The sequence below is a fragment of the Natronorubrum bangense genome, assembly GCF_004799645.1.
Taxonomy (GTDB): Archaea; Halobacteriota; Halobacteria; order Halobacteriales; family Natrialbaceae; genus Natronorubrum; species Natronorubrum bangense.
Genome location: NZ_CP031305.1, coordinates 324,193 through 339,300, shown reverse-complemented (window position 1 = coordinate 339,300; position 15,108 = coordinate 324,193). Strand labels below are relative to the sequence as shown.

At 65.0% G+C, this 15,108-nt stretch carries 13 protein-coding genes and 1 pseudogene; all 14 read right to left on the bottom strand.

All coding sequences use genetic code 11. The features are described from left to right. Positions 1–20: 20 nt before the first annotated feature. Positions 21–779, bottom strand: coding sequence for a hypothetical protein (locus tag DV706_RS01685; RefSeq protein ID WP_006068009.1), 759 nt, complete (start codon positions 777–779; stop codon positions 21–23). Positions 780–947: 168 nt separating this feature from the next. After that, positions 948–1,655, bottom strand: coding sequence for a DUF2270 domain-containing protein (locus tag DV706_RS01680; RefSeq protein ID WP_006068008.1), 708 nt, complete (start codon positions 1,653–1,655; stop codon positions 948–950). Between the two features lie 84 nt (positions 1,656–1,739). After that, entirely contained in the window at positions 1,740–3,377 is a 1,638-nt protein-coding gene (locus tag DV706_RS01675; RefSeq protein ID WP_006068007.1) for a potassium channel family protein, read from the bottom strand. A 254-nt stretch (positions 3,378–3,631) separates the two neighbouring features. Next, a pseudogene (locus tag DV706_RS21925) lies at positions 3,632–3,841 on the bottom strand (AAA family ATPase); the annotation flags it as partial. Next, positions 3,842–4,591, bottom strand: a complete 750-nt coding sequence (locus DV706_RS21380; RefSeq protein ID WP_006068005.1) for a DUF7409 domain-containing protein — start codon at positions 4,589–4,591, stop codon at positions 3,842–3,844. Between the two features lie 156 nt (positions 4,592–4,747). After that, the gene (locus tag DV706_RS01665) at positions 4,748–5,905 is read right to left on the bottom strand and encodes an XdhC family protein (RefSeq protein ID WP_006068004.1); all 1,158 of its coding nucleotides are present in this window, start codon (positions 5,903–5,905) and stop codon (positions 4,748–4,750) included. Between the two features lie 11 nt (positions 5,906–5,916). After that, entirely contained in the window at positions 5,917–6,837 is a 921-nt protein-coding gene (locus tag DV706_RS01660) for a Rossmann-like domain-containing protein (RefSeq protein WP_006068003.1), read from the bottom strand. After that, the gene (locus DV706_RS01655; RefSeq protein WP_006068002.1) at positions 6,834–8,282 is read right to left on the bottom strand and encodes a VWA domain-containing protein; all 1,449 of its coding nucleotides are present in this window, start codon (positions 8,280–8,282) and stop codon (positions 6,834–6,836) included. Before DV706_RS01655 ends, DV706_RS01660 begins: the two co-directional genes overlap by 4 nt. Then, a complete protein-coding gene (locus DV706_RS01650; RefSeq protein WP_006068001.1) occupies positions 8,279–9,250 on the bottom strand; it encodes an AAA family ATPase in 972 nt (323 codons plus the stop codon). The genes DV706_RS01655 and DV706_RS01650 overlap by 4 nt, the downstream gene beginning before the upstream one ends. Next, complete coding sequence (locus DV706_RS01645; protein WP_006068000.1) at positions 9,247–10,386, bottom strand: XdhC family protein; 1,140 nt, start codon at positions 10,384–10,386, stop codon at positions 9,247–9,249. The genes DV706_RS01650 and DV706_RS01645 overlap by 4 nt, the downstream gene beginning before the upstream one ends. A gap of 30 nt (positions 10,387–10,416) precedes the next feature. Then, positions 10,417–12,900, bottom strand: coding sequence for an aerobic carbon-monoxide dehydrogenase large subunit (locus DV706_RS01640; protein WP_136350766.1), 2,484 nt, complete (start codon positions 12,898–12,900; stop codon positions 10,417–10,419). Beyond that, the gene (locus DV706_RS01635; protein WP_006067998.1) at positions 12,897–13,541 is read right to left on the bottom strand and encodes a (2Fe-2S)-binding protein; all 645 of its coding nucleotides are present in this window, start codon (positions 13,539–13,541) and stop codon (positions 12,897–12,899) included. The genes DV706_RS01640 and DV706_RS01635 overlap by 4 nt, the downstream gene beginning before the upstream one ends. Then, positions 13,538–14,425: an FAD binding domain-containing protein gene (locus DV706_RS01630; RefSeq protein WP_006067997.1), complete on the bottom strand. Its 888-nt coding sequence runs from the start codon at positions 14,423–14,425 to the stop codon at positions 13,538–13,540. Before DV706_RS01630 ends, DV706_RS01635 begins: the two co-directional genes overlap by 4 nt. Next, on the bottom strand, positions 14,422–15,018 hold the full coding sequence (locus tag DV706_RS01625; protein WP_006067996.1) for a CoxG family protein: 597 nt from the start codon (positions 15,016–15,018) through the stop codon (positions 14,422–14,424). The genes DV706_RS01630 and DV706_RS01625 overlap by 4 nt, the downstream gene beginning before the upstream one ends. Between the last annotated feature and the right edge of the window lie 90 nt (positions 15,019–15,108).

The following is a 15,108-nucleotide window of genomic DNA, read 5'->3' as shown; positions in this document are numbered from 1 at the left end:
GACACTGGTGACTGCTGTACTCAGGGATCGCTCGAGTGCCCCCACTGGTCGTCCGTCGACGAGCCCCAGTCGTCGGATTGCGCTCGCTCGCTGACATCCGTCGTCGCGTCCCGGAGTTGGGTGAACGCGACCGCGGTCGTCGCATAGATGAAGATGCCACCGATCGCGGTCCCGATCTGTGAGATCAGCACTCCGAGAACGCCGCCGACGACCACCATAGCGATCGTAAACGGGATCGAGATCGCCACCGAGATCAGGACGACGGCAACGCCGAGACCGAACAGTCCGAGTCGGTTCCCGGACGTGAGCGACCAGCTTCGCTTCAGTGCGGTGACGAAGTCGTCGTCTTCCACCGCGACGTAGACGTCGAAAAACCACAGGGCAACGAGCAGGAAAAGGCCGGGAACGATGAGGAAGACGAATCCGATCGTGACGAGCACGGTGAAGACGATCAGTCCGACGAACACGTTCAGGAACGCCCACACTGGTCGGTCACGCAGGGCGGCGTCCGGGATGGTCTCGGTCTCGTCGGTAACGAACGTTCGCAGGGAGACGATCAGCAGGTAAAGCGATGCTACCGAGGTCAGAATCGCGACGAGAGCGCCGATCGCCGGCGCGTCGATCACCGGTTCGGGATCCATCCCCGTCTGGACCCCGCCCGGTGTGAAGAGCGTCTGAATCGCCATGAGTACGTAGAACGCGGCCACGAGCATGAGCCCGTTCTTGGCCAGCGTTCGTTCGATTCCGCCGGTGAGTGCGTCGAAGACGCGGAGTGACATACGAACTCGTTTACAACGTATTTCATATAGAAGTGGGTATTTTCACTTCGAGAGACTAAACCGTAGTCGAAGCTGGCGGAATCAAACGTGTGCCGGCTCTCCGTCCGGAGTAGACACGGTAATCGCAAGGAAAGAAGGCGGTATTGTGAGCGAACCCGATCGGTTCGCTCAGTGCTGATCGCTCTCGAGATCGCCGTGGTCGGCCTCGCCGGATTCGCCGCGCTCCTTCGAGGAGAGCGGCACGGCGAGGACGAGCAACGTGACGTAGTAGACGGCGACGGCGGCGACGACGTAGACGCCATCGATCCCCGGGAGCGACGCGCTCTGCGGGAACGTCGTGTCGGGCTGGAACGCCCAGAGGTGGGCGAGCCAGCCCAACAGGATCGCGGTCATCAACGGGAGGTAGACCCGCCGAAGCCGATGGCTGAACGCGCCACGGTAGCTGATGTTCGGCGTCGGATCGCGGTAGTCTCGGCTCAGTTCCGCACGCCACGCGTCGTGTTCGATGCCCGCGGAGGGGTCGAGCGCGTTCGCGAAGAGGTTCTCCTGGAGCATGCGGACGCGCGAGCGCCAGATATCGTACTCCCGGAACCGACGCGCCTCGATGAACAGGAAGACGGTGCCCATCATGAGCCCGGCGAGAATCACCGCATGGGAGACTTCACCCGAGAACGCGTACGCGACGATGGCTGACATCACCGTCACCGCCCAGTTGGTGGTGGTGTCGAGTCGGTCGCGCCACGCGACGGTCCGCTCCACCTCGCCCCTGTAGAGGTGCGCCGCGACGGAACCGAGGCCGGTGCTCTGGTCGACCATCTCGCGGCCGATCTCCGCCTGCTCTGGATCTTCTGGGTCGAACCCCGAGTCGCCCGCCATGTCCGGCCGTACGGTCCGAGATCGGATTTCCCTTCGCACCGCCGTCTCCGCGTGACTGTCCGTCGTTCGAACCCGTTCGGGTCGTCAGTCGGTGCCGTAGGCGTCTCGAAACTGGCCAATCTGGCGGTCAGTTCCGGCGACGACGAGCGAGTCGCCGGCGCCCAATTGCATCCCGTCCACGTCGGTGTGGAGGTCGCCGTCTCGCTCGAGCGCGACGACGGTACAGCCCGTCTCCTGACGGATTGTCGCCGTCGAGAGTTCCTCGTCGACGACCATGGGCGCGTCTAGCTGGCGCAGGTGCAGCCGATCCCTGAGCGTCATGACTTCGCGCTCGAAGACCCGGAGAGTGACCATGCGTCCCGTGACGTTCGGCAGCGCGAGCACGTAATCCGCCCCTGCGGTTCGCATCGCGCTCACGCTCGCCGCAGCGTTGGCCCCGACGATGATCTCGAGGTCAGGGTTGAGTTCGCGGGCGGTAAGCGCCGTGAGGATCGCCTCATCGTCCGTCTCGAGGGCGATGATCAGCGTTCTGGCGTCTTCGATCCCTGCCTCGTGGAGGGTCTCCTCGGTCGTCGCGTCGCCAACGACATCGACGTGCTCGCCGTCCTCGCGGTCGACGACGACAGTCTCCAGGTCGGCCCGTTCGAGCGTGCCGTGTGCAGATTGGCCGACGAGCCCGGCGCCGACCACGACGACGGGATCGGCCGCCGTCCGGTAGCGGTGGCCCGCCGACCCCGTTATCTCGGCGACGTCCTCGAGTTGTGACTCGGTTCCGGCCACGAGCAGCGCGGTGTTCTGGTCGATACGGACGCGCTCGGAGAGCGTGGTAACGAAGTCGCCACGAACCCACGCGCCAAGAACGGTCGCGCCGGTTTGCTCGAGTCGGCGAGACGAGGCGACGGTCTCACCGAAGAGGTCGGTCGTCGGATCGACGGGGAACTCGACGACGTCGAAGGCTTCCCCCAGTTCGATCTCGTCGTCGAGATCGGGCTCGACCACGTCTCGGACCCTGTCTCCCAGAGCTTTTCCGAGCCGATGTTTCGGCGACAGCACCTCGTCGACGCCGGCGTAGCGGAAGTATCGCGCCCGTGTCGGGTCGGCGACGAGGACGAGCACCGAGGCGTCGGGATCACGCTCCTCGACCGCGAGGACAGTTTTGACGAACTCGCGCTCGGTGGCGTCGACGACGACCGCGATCGCGTCCTCGAGCTGTGCCGCGTCGAGCGCGCCCTCGGTCCTCAGATCGTCGTGTAGGACCGTGAGCCCGTCCTCGTGGAGCTCCCGTGCGCGGTCCTCGTCGGCCTCGAGGATCACGTACGGCGTCCCACTGCCCTCGAGTTCGTCGATAAGTGTGTCACAGAGATCGGTGTAGCCGACGATAATGACATGTTCTTCGAGTCCGTTGATGTGTTCGGGCGGCGTTGGCTGAACGATCGTCTGGAGCCACGGGACGACGAACAGCGGGATGGCGACGAAGATGTAGGCGATCCCCGTCACTTGGATCAGCATCAGCAACAGCGTCATTTCGAGCGTTTCCCACGGGGCATCCTGTCCGTAGCCCGTAGTGGTCATCGACTGGACGACGACCTCGAGCGCCCGGTACCACGATCGCGGCTCGCCCTCGAGCGTCGCCATCCCCCACTGGTAGACGATCGCGTACACGGCGATCAGAAACAGGAGCGAACCGAGGTAGCCGGCGAGTCGAGCGGTGAGGCGGACCATGTCGTGCTCACCTGCTCCGGACGATTGTTCCGTCACCGCGGCCGCGTCCGTCCTGTCCCTCGATGCTGCTGCCGTTGATCATTCGCACACAAGGTCGTTCAGTAGCGGTGGCTATTGTTCTTGCTGAGGCCAGTGCAAGGCAACAGAACAAAAAGACGCGTCGGCACCGGTCACGAAGACGGGTGTGCGGCCATGCTTCTCCCTCGGCGCCCGTGTGCGTCCTCGAACTGGCTCGTGTCGGCATCGAACGCGTCGACCGCCTCGGGCGAGACCCCCACGAGGGTGTCGAGGTCAACGTCATTGGCGAGCGGGCGGCCGCGGGTGTAGATTTCGAAAATATCGCGGCAGGCGGCCTCGTCGAGTTCGGAGACCTCGACGTGCTGGTCGAGCCGCCCAGGTCGCAAGAGCGCATCATCGATCAGCTCTGGCCAGTTCGAGGCCGCGATCACAACGACACCATCGAGTCAGTCGAGTTGTTCCCGTGCGTTGTGGCGCCACGTTCGGACGTGCACGACGTCGATCTCGAGGACGCTGGCGACCTCGAAAGCGTTGATCGTCGCCAGTCGTTCCGCCGAGTGAATGCCGGCGTCAGCCAGTTTGTCGGCATCAGCAGGGCCAACACCCGTGACCGCCGTGACCGGCGTTGGCTTTGGCCACGGTCGCTCCGACGGTTTCTGCCGAGCAACCGCCGCGATGGGTGAATGGTCGTACTCGAAGGCCTGCCACTCCTCGTCGCCGCTTTTGGCGATCCACTCGCGTTCGGCCGCACCGAGCCCACGAACCTCACTCGAGCGTCGCTCGAGGTCGCCGTCGTTTTCGAACGTCCAAGGAAGCGAGAACCGTCGCCGCAGACGCTTTGCGGTCGACCCATCGACGCCAGCATCCAACAGCATTCGGTACGAACAGCGCTTCTCGGAGAGCGCCTCTGGATCGATCTCAGCGTCCTCAAGCCGTACTCGCTCGTCGGCCTCGAGTCGTAGACCATCGCCGGCGGACGCATCGTCTGTGGGCACGTCAGCTGCCGTATCGGCTGCCTCGAGCAGTGTCTCCTCGTCGAAGGTGAGTTCGACATCAGCGGAAGTGTCGGACTCGACTGCCTCGAGATCAATGTCGATTCCGAGTCCAAGGTCGTCAATCGCGGCGTCGCTGTTGGTACGGTCAGTTGTCGCTTCGGCCTCCCCGTCCCGCTCAGTGGCAACGTCGTTTTTACTCACGCGATTCACCGGGTCTGTCTGGAACTTTCACCCCTCATTCTTGAAGGTTTCTCCCACTGACGGCTGTCGTGTGTCTATCGGGTAGCAACCAGTGTCAGCGTGTTCGAGAGCCAGTATGCCATCCCACCCACGGTACGACCGAGACGACGAGACACGTCACTTCGACGGCGACTCGACAGTAACGCGGTCGTGAATATGTCCCTCGCGCGTTTTCAGATGACGCGGCGTTCGATCGTTAGCGACCGCCAGAATCTCCGCGACGATACTGTGAGCGATCTGGTATGGCGAACCGCCGCCGAGATCGAGCCCGATCGGGGTGTAGAGCGACGACAGCGCTTCCTCGTCGAACGTCCGTCCCTCGTCGTCGAACTCCGCGAGCATCTTCTCGAAGCGGTCGTGTGGTCCCATCAGACCGATGTAGGGGACCGACGAGTCGAGCAGCTGCTCGACGGTCAGCCGGTCGTCGATGAAGTTGTGGGTCATGACAACCGTGTAACTGCGCTCGTCGAGCGCGAGGTCGTCGCTGACGGCCGCTGGCGAGGTCGTCAGCGTCTCGTCGGCATCCGGGAATCGCGTCTCGAGGTCGACACTACCGCGGAAGCCGACCACAGTCACGCGGAAGTCGTTTTTCGCCGCTAGCTCGGTGACCGGCCCCACGTCGTGGCCGGAGCCGAAGATGACCAGCTCCGTCGGGGCAGCGAGCCCGTCGATGAACACCTCGAGCTGGCGGCCCCGGCCATCGATCTCGAGGGTGTCAGCTCGCCCACGCTCGGCGAGATCGCCCGCGGGATCGGCGAGTTCGTTGGGCCACGCCGGTGCTGGCTCACCATCAGGGGTTGTCAGCTGTGTCTCGGTCGGATGGTAGTATGCGCGATCGCCTCGTTCGAGCGCCCCCTCGCTGTCCTCGAGTGCGGTGAGCACGGCGACGTCCCGGCCGTCGGCAAACGCCTCGACCGCTGGACGATACGTCTCGGTCAGGGGCTCGAGCAGGACGTCGATAATCCCGTTGCAGCCGACGCCGAGTCCCCAGACGTCGTCTTCGTCGTCCATCAGATCGTACGTGATCAGCTCCGGACGGCCGTGCTCGCGGACTGACTCGGCCGCTGCGAGCAGGTCGTCCTCGAGACAGCCGGCCGTAATGGCGCCGACACCCTCGCCCGCTTCGTCGAGGAGCATCTTCGCCCCCGGCCGGCGGTAGGCGTTGCCTTCGACGTCGACGATCGTCGCGAGGACGTCCGCGCCGTCGCCCTCGAGTCGCTCGTGGACGCGCTGTAGTACTTCGGTCTCCGGTACACTCCAGTTGTTTTGTGTCATCTATTGCTTGCTCACAGTCGGTCGTCTCTCGGTTCGTCTCGGTCCGGTGAGTCGGCGCGTGACAGGTGCAGCCTCCGACCCCGACCAGTGGGGCTGTCAGTCACTGTGTATCCCTTCTCTACGCCGGCCGCGTGTAACTCAGTTCCGCACGCGTTAGCCTGGATGGCGTCGCGAACCTGGTCGGGATCGGTGACCGACGCACCGGCGACGACCGTCACGCCGGCTGCGAACACGGCCTCGGGAAGGACGGACGCAGTCGCCCCGATCAGGACGACCGTTGCCGTCTCCGGGGCTGTCTCGAGATAGCGCTCGAGGCCGCCGTAGATGAGCGTCGATCCAGTTATGAAAACCACTTCGGCGTCCGCCATCGCGGCGGCCGCATCGGCCGGTCGGTAGGTCGTGACGGTGACGCTGTCGGGCGTCGACACGTCGCCGATGGGCTTGCGTTCGATCACGCGCACGTCGACGTCGGAAAACTTCCGAAACGCGGGGCGAAAGAGCCCGACAGTCGCGATCGTGTCGACGCGCGAGTCAAGCAGCGCCATCGGATCGCCCGTCTGCCACTCGATGAACGGGGCCGACAGCGCGTTGACGGTGGCGATACCGATGGCGACCTCGAGTGCCGTGTCCTCGGACTCCGGGTGAGTTTGGCCAGCCGGCTCCAGTAGCGAGTCGGCTGGCGGCTGTGTCGTCCACTCGAGCAGCGTCTCGAGGTCGCTGTTGGCTGTCGGCGGCGCGTCCCCCGGCGGGCGGTGGGCGAGGCCGGCGGTCCGTCGCTTCTCGCATCCCTCATCGTCGGCACCGCCATCCACGCCGGCCAGTTCGACCATGAGCGTCGATCGTCCGATCGTGATCTGCTCGACCGTCACCCCAGCAGTGGCTCCGCGGTCACGGAGTCGGTCGATGACGGCAGGGAGAATCGAGTCGCTCATTCGTGGCCCTCCTCAGCTGTAGGCGTGGTTTCGGCCGGCTGCTGCCGGCGTGGATCGTACTCGTAGCCGATCGGGCCGTCGAGTCCACGGCGCTCGAGTTGGCGGGCGATCTCGGCCAGATCGGTCGGCTCCGCGAAGCCAAAGAGGCCGTCGACGTACGGCAGACACGTCTCCATCCCCCGCGTTCGTGGCTCGTACGTCGACGCGACGGCGAGCGGGTTGAGCCAGAGCACCGCCGCGGCCCGGCGGGCGAGCCAGGTGATCTGTTCCTCGAGCACTGACTGCTCGCCGACATCGAGCCCGTCGCTGATGACGATGACGACAGTCCGGCGATCCACCGCGTCGCGGTGCTGGCGCCGCAGTGTTTCGAACGCGCCGCCGATCTGCGTGCCGCCGCCCCACGAGATTTCGGCCGCGCGCAGGGCCGCGGCTGGATCACCGCCAGCGCGCTCGAACTGCTCGGTCGCGTCAACGAGGTCGGTATCGAACAGGAAGACCGAACTCCGTCGGGCAACGGTCTGGAGCCGTTCCGCGACGGCAAGGAGCGTGTCGCGGTCGACCGTATCCAGCACGGAGCCGCTGACGTCGATCAGCAGACAGCAGTGTAACTCGCTCGGGGCGCGGTCTCGAGTCGGGAGGTCCATCGGCGTCCCCCCGGTTCCGAGACTCGTCCGGAGTGCTCGTCGCGCGTCGATTCGTTCGCCGGCGGTGGCCTGTTGGGTCCGTCGGCCGGGGACGGTCGCCAGCGCGTCCACGAACCGATCGATAGCGTCACGTTCGGCGTCCGTCAGCGACGCCGGTGTCGCTGCCACGCGTTCGCGTCCTCCAACGGCGCTGTACCGCCGCACGGCGTCGCCGTCCCCATCGTCGTCGACCGGTCGTTCGCCCGTGGCGTGGCGTCGACCGGTCTGCAGTCGAACCTCGGCACGCTCCGAGCCGTCGCCGTCGTCGTCCTCGAGCGACGGCGGCTCCGTCTCCGAGAGCAGTTCGGACGCCTCTCCCTCGAGTGCGACGGCGCCGGACGGCTCCGACTCGTCGTCGTCCGGTGTGCCCGTCCCCTCGTAGGTCGCGATGCGGTCGAGCCCGGTTCGGAGCCGGTGCCAGAAGGGTGGAAACGCCTCGTCGAACGCCTCGCGGTCGGCCGCCTCGGAGAGCAACGTCGCTCGCAGTGCGTCCGCAGCGGGCTCGCGGTCGGCAAAGCCGACGACGGCGAGCGCTCGTGCCCCCTCGAGCGTGCCAGTCGCCGGTACGTCGACGCCCGCCTGCCGGAGGTCGTCGGTAAATCGCACGAGTTCCGTCAGGACGTGTGTGCGTGCAGCCTCGAAATCGGGAACGGTGTGGAGTCTCATCGGCTGGTCGAGCGCGCCACGGTCGCCGTTGTTACTGTCGCCTCGAGCGCGATCGGATCCGGTGGCGTTCTCAGAAGGGGGCTCGCGTGGCGTCATCTCTCGTTCGGATCGAGTCGGTCGTCGGCCGCGGCTGCGGCCGCATGGAGCTGTTCGAGCAGCGCGGTGTCGACGCGGGTGACGTCTTCGACCTCCTTGAGCAGACAGCCGATCGTCCGTTCGATCTCGTCGGTCGACAACGGCTCGTCACTGCCGTCGGCTCGAAGCATCGCAACCGCCCGTGCCCAGTCGAGCGTTTCGGCGACACCCGGCCGTTTGAGAAACGACTCCTCGCGGAGGCGTTCGACGACGGCACAGACTTCGGCTGCGATCGCTGCATCGAGTTCAGGAACTTTGCGTGAGACGATCTCGTACTCCGTCTCGAACGACGGCGGCTCGACGTGGAGATAGAGACAGCGCCGCTTGAGCGCATCGCTGAGCCCGCGAGTTCGGTTCGACGTGAGGATGACGATCGGCGGGTTCTCCGCGCGGATCGTCCCAAGCTCCGGAATCGACACCTGATACTCCGACAGCAACTCGAGCAAGAACGCCTCGAACGCCTCGTCGGCGCGGTCGATCTCGTCGATCAGCAACACCGGCGATCGATCGCCACCAGCCGTCAGGGCACGCAACAGCGGGCGCTCGAGTAGATACTCGTCGTCGAAGACGGACCGAGTCCCCGCAGCGTCCGCGGAGTCGGAGCCGGCGGTGACCGTCCCCTCGTTCGACTGGACGGCAAGCAGCTGTTTCGTGTAGTTCCACTCGTAGAGGGCGTTTTCGGCGGTCAGCCCCTCATAACACTGGAGGCGGATCAGTTCCGTCTCAAACCCTTCGGCAAGGACCTTCCCCAGTTCGGTCTTCCCGCTGCCGGGTTCGCCCTCGACGAGCAGCGGCCGGCCGAGCTGTAACGCAAGCTGGACGGTCGTGACCACGCGGTCGTCCGCGACGTAGTGTTGGGCCTCGAATCGCTCGCGTAGCGTCGCCTCGTCGATCGCCTCGACGGCGAGCTCCGGCGTCTCCCCTGTCATACTGAGTTCATTGTTTCGGTCGTGGGTCCCTCGAGATACTCGTCGGGATCGGTTCGAAAGGCGTCGGCACAGCCGTGACAACAGAAGTAGTAGGTCGTCCCCTGGTGGGTGATACTCGGTGCCTCGTCCGGATCGACCGTCATCCCGCAGACGGGGTCGACGGCCGACTCATGGCTCGATTCGGGTTCTGTTGTCGATGGGCGTTCGTCACCGCCGCCACAGCACGAGGCTGTCTCCGTCGCCAACTCGCTGGATTCGGCGGTGTCTGCATTGCTGGCGTTGCTGGCATCCGTGTGGGTGGCCAGCTCGTTCGAGGCCGCCACCCCACTGGTGGTCGATCGTACCTCGACCAGTTCGGCGAGCAGGCTCGTCGCGATCTCCGGCGCGCTCGAGGCCGAGATATCGACCCCCGCCGGGCTTGTGACCGCGTCGCGAACGGTGTCCGGCGCTTCCTCGAGGAGACCGGCAACGTGGTCGACGGTCTCTGCGGCCCGCGTCTCGCTGGCCACGAGGCCGATGTACGGTGCCCCAGTGCGGATGCCGGCGACGACGCCGTGGGCGTCGTACTCGCCCATCGAGGCGATGGCGACGAGCGGCCCGCTGCCGACTGCTTCGGCGATCTCGTCGGGCTCGAGCGTCGTCAAAACGGTCGTTTCCGACGGGAGATCGGCGTCGGCTCCGTCGGGATCGACGAGCACCACCTCGATATCGAGTTCGCTTGCCAGCCTGACCAGCGAGTGGGCGATCGGCGACCCACCCACGACGAGCAGCCGCGTCGCCGGACACACGGGATCGATGAACACCTCGAGGGTGCCCTGACTGTGACACTGCATCGGGAACGCCTCGAGGCCGGGGCGGTCGATCACATCGGGATCGGGGGCGATGCCGATCAGTCGTGGCTCGCCGTCGGCGATGGCCGCCCGGGCCTCGCTGGTCACGCGCGACTGCGCACAGGAGACACCACCGATCCAGCCGTGCAACTCACCGTCGGCAGTCACAAGCGCTCGATCGCCGACGGTGGCTGACACTGGTGGCTCACGGCGGACGACGGTCGCCCAGGCGTACGGTTCCTCACGCGCTTGCAGCGCTTGCTCGTGCGCTGCGAGATCGGCGTCGGATGCGGTGTCTGGTGTCATGTCGGTGGGTGGTCGGTGAGCACGGTGAGATCAGTCGTCGGCCGTGCTGTCGCTCGATTGGTCCTCGAACTCGAGGGAGACGTAGTCGGCGGGGTCGGCCGCGAGCCCCGCTTCGTCGAGTTTCTCCCAGACGGTGTCGGGCGTCATCGGCATCTCGACGTGGGTGATTCCGGCGTGGCTCATCGCGTCGACGACGGCGTTGACGATCGCCGGCGGCGAGCCAACTGTCGGTGACTCGCCGACCCCTTTCGCCCCAATCGGGTGGTGGGGCGACGGCGTCACGGTGTGGCCCGTCTCGAAGTTTGGGATCTCCATCGACGTCGGCAGCAGGTAGTTCATGAAGTCGCCGCCGGTGACGTTGCCGTTGTCGTCGAAGGTGACGTGCTCTAGCATCGCCGTCCCGATTCCCTGGGCGAGTCCGCCGTGGATCTGGCCCTCGATGATCATCGGGTTGATGCGGTTCCCGCAGTCGTCGACGGCGACGAACTTCTCGAACTCGACCTCGCCGGTTTCGCGGTCGACTTCCACGATCACGATGTAGGAGCCGAACGGATACGTCATTTCCGGTGGATCGTAGTAGTTGACCGCCTCGAGGCCGGGATCCTCGCCGGCCGGCTTGTTCATGTACGCACCGGCGGCGATCTCGGTGATCGTGATCGACCGGTCGGGCGCGCCGGCGACGTGGAACTCGCCGCTTTCGCGGTCCCAGGTGATGTCTTCCTCGGCGGCCTCGAGTTCGTTCGCGGCGATGGCTTTCGCTTTCTCGCGAACCTTGCGTGAGGCGACGGCGGCCGCCGCGCCGGCGACGGGCGTACTCCGGGAGCCGTAGGTGCCAAGGCCGTACGGATCGGTGTCGGTGTCGCCGTGTTCGACGGTGATGTCCTCGACGTTCATGCCGAGTTCCTCGGCGACGATCTGGGCGAACGTGGTCTCGTGACCTTGGCCCTGTGTCTGGACGCCGACCCGGACCGTCGCGTTGCCGGTCGGGTGGACCCGGATCTCGGCGGAGTCGAACATCTCGACACCCGCGATGTCACAGGTTTTGCCCGGGCCGGCTCCGACGATTTCGGTGAACGAGGAGATGCCGATGCCGAGCAGTTTGTTGGCATCCTCGTCGATTCGGCGCTGTTGTTCCTCGCGGTAGTGGTCGTAGTCGGCCATCTCGAGGGCCTTGTCCAGTGCCGCCTCGTAGTCACCCGAGTCGTAGTTCCACCCGGTTGTGCTCTCGTAGGGGAACTGCTCGGGCTGGATGAAGTTCTTTCGGCGGATTTCGGCGGGGTCCATCCCGAGCTCGTCCGCGAGGACTTTCACCATCCGTTCGATGAGGTACACTGCCTCCGTGACACGGAACGAACACCGATAGGCGACGCCACCGGGTGCGGTGTTGGTGTAGGCCGCAGTCAGCGAGCCGTAGGCCGTGTCGATATCGTACGACCCCGTGAAGATGTTGAAGAACCCGGCGGGGAACTTCGACGGCTGGGCGACGGCGTTGTACGCGCCGTGGTCCGCGAGCACGTCGGTTCGAACCGCCAGGATCTCGCCGTCGTCGGTCGCGGCGAGTTCGCCCGTCATGTCGTAGTCACGGGCGAAGCCGGTCGACTGGATGTTCTCCGAGCGTTCTTCGACCCACTTGACTGGCTGCTCTAAGACGTACGACGCCGCCGCAGCGACGACGTAGCCGGGATAGATCGGCACCTTGTTGCCGAAGCCGCCCCCGACGTCCGGGCTGACGATCCGGATCTTGTGTTCGGGGATGCCCGACACCTGCGCGAACAGGGTTCGGTGGATGTGGGGTGCCTGCGAGGTCATATGGACCGTCAGCTTGTCCTTGCCGGGGTCGTAGTCGCCGACGGCACCGCAGGTCTCGATCGGGGCCGGGTGCAGTCGCTGGTAGAGCATGTCCTCTTTGACGGTGACGTCGGCCTCCTCGAAGGCCTCGGCAGTGGCCTCCTCGTCGCCCGTCTCCCAGTCGAGACAGTGGTTGTCCGTTTTGTCCTCGATGTCGTCTCTGATCAGCGGCGCGTCGTCCTCGAGTGATTTCTCGGCGTCGACGACCGGCTCGAGCACGTCGTAGTCGACGACGACCTTCTGTGCGCCGTCTTTGGCCGTGTACCGATCGGTCGCGATGACGGCGGCGACCTCCTGGGACTGGAACTTGACTTTGTCGTTGACAAGGACGTCCTGGGTGTCGGCCATCAGCGTCGGCATCGTCGCGAGATCGTACTCGCGCAAGTCGTCCGCGGTGAGGACAGCGACGACGCCGTCGACGTCCAGCGCTCGAGACTTGTCGATGTTCTCGATACGGGCGTGGGCGTGTGGGCTGCGAACGATCTCACAGTGAAGCATGCCCGGCTTCTTGATGTCGTCGACGTAGTTGCCACGCCCCGTGATGAATCGCTGGTCTTCCTTTCGTTTGACGTCCTCACCCATCCCGCCGCGGCCGTGGCCGCAGTGTTTTTCCGGCTGCGGACCGCCGTCTTCTGCCTCTGCAAATCGCTCTGAATCACTGCTCATCTGTGCTCACCGCCAGTGTCGGCGTCGTGGTCGCGATCGGTCGTCGGGCCGCCACAGCAGTTCTCGACGCCGCAGTCGAACTCGCCGTCGAATGCGTCGGCGCTGCTGGTGTCCGTCCCCGACGCCGCGGTCGTGCCGCCGTCGGCAGCCGCGACCTCCTCGAGTTCCTCCGCGGCGTACTCGATCGAGCGAACGATGTTCTGGTAGCCGGTACACCGACAGAGGTTGCCGCTGATCGCTTCGCGGATTTCTTCCTCGCTCGGGTCCGGGTTCTCGTCGAGCAACGCCTTGCCGGCCATCAGCATGCCGGGCGTACAGTAGCCACACTGCAGGCCGTGTTCCTCGCGAAAGCCCTCCTGGAGCGGATGCAAGTCTCCGCGCGCTTCGGGGAGTTCTTCCATCCCCTCGACGGTCATGAGTTCGCTCCCGTCGGCTTGCGTTGCGAACATGAGACAGGACTTGATCGGTTCCCCGTCTTTGAGGACCGTACAGGCCCCGCAGTTGCCAGTGTCACAGCCGATGTGCGTACCGGTCATGTCCAGTTCCTCTCTGATCGCGTGCACGAGCAGCTGGCGCGGTTCGACGTCGATCGTGTGTTCAGTGCCGTTGACCGTCAGCGAAATCTCTCGTGTGTTCGTCACTGTGATACCCTCCGTTTGACCAGTCCGGCGCGTTCGGCGGCGTCGCCGAGTGCGCGCTGGGTGAGGACATTTACCATTCGTTCTTTATATTCCACGTCGCCGTGTTCGTCAGATTCGGGGTTCGACTGTTCGGCCGCCAGTTCGCCAGCGCGTTTGAACAGCTCGCTACTCGGCCGTTCGCCCTCGAGATGGTCTTCGGCGTCGGTCGCCCGGACGTTCGTGATGTCGACGGCGGTGAGGCCGATGCCTGCCTGCTCGATTCGGCCGTCGTCGTCGAGGACGAGCCGTGCAGCCGAGCCAGCCATCGCGTAGTCGCCCACCTTCCGTTTCAGCTTGTGATAGGCGCTGCCCTCTCGAGGCGCGGGTGTCGGTACCCGAAGCTCAGTGAGCAGTTCGTTCTCGTCGAGGGTCGTATCGTACGGCAGCAGGAAGAACTCGTCGGCCGGAATGACTCGCTCGCCGTCAGGACCGTGTGCGACGATTTCACCCTCGTGGGCGAGTAAGACGCTGCCCCAGTCGCCTTTCGGGTCCGCCTGTGCGATAGAGCCCGCGACTGTCCCCCGATTGCGGATCTGTGGGTCCGCCACCAGCGGTGCCGTGTCGGCGAAGCTGCCGTAGTGCTCGGCGATCAGCTCGGAGTGTTCGATATCGGCATGACGGGCAAGTGCGCCGATTGTGAGCCAGCCGTCGTCCTCCTCGAGGTAGTCGAGGCTCTCGATGCGGTTGATATCAATGATCGTCTCCGGCACCGCAAGCCGGAACCGGAGCATCGGGACCATACTCTGCCCGCCGGAGAGGATCGCCCGGTCGTCTAGGCTCTCGAGCAAGCTGACAGCCTCTTCGACGGTTTCGGGTTCGTGCTGTTCGAACTGTGCCGGTTTCATAACATCCCACGGATCCGGTCCGTGATGCCCGAATCCGTCTCTTCGACGTCGCTCATCTGCTGTTCGATATCACTGAAAAAGTTGCCCACGATCTTGTTGGCCACGGGGTCGATCACCCGCGAACCGAGCTGGGCGATCCGGCCCGAGATGTCGGCTTCGGTCCACCACTCGATGCGCGAGCCCTCGCTATCCTCGAGCGAGTAGATCTGCATCCCCGACTCCATGCTGAAACTGCTCCCGCTTGCGGTGCCGCTGCCAGTCGCGGTCATGATGAAGTCGTCGTGGTCGCGTTCGTCGATCGTCACCGACGTCTCGAAGCGGGGCTTGACGCTGCCGACGCCGACTTGCATCAGCGCTGCATACTCTTGGCCCTCTTTGAACGCCCGCTCGGCGACGTCCTCCGGGTCGGCTTCAGGAAGTGTCTCGACGTCTTCTTCGGGTTCGTAGTCGTCGAAACCGAAGTCGTCGTTCATCGGTGTGATGTACTGACACCCTTTCAGCGAGTTTCGGACAGCGATCGGGTCCGAGAGCACGACCCACGCTTTCTCCGGTGGCACGTCCTCGAGTTCGAATTCGCCACTGAACTCCATCATACCCACCCGTTTCGTGGCCGCGGTCGTTGTGTGTCGATCGGCGTCATCTTTTATAACCCTGCACTATGTGCATACTATTTACCACACTCT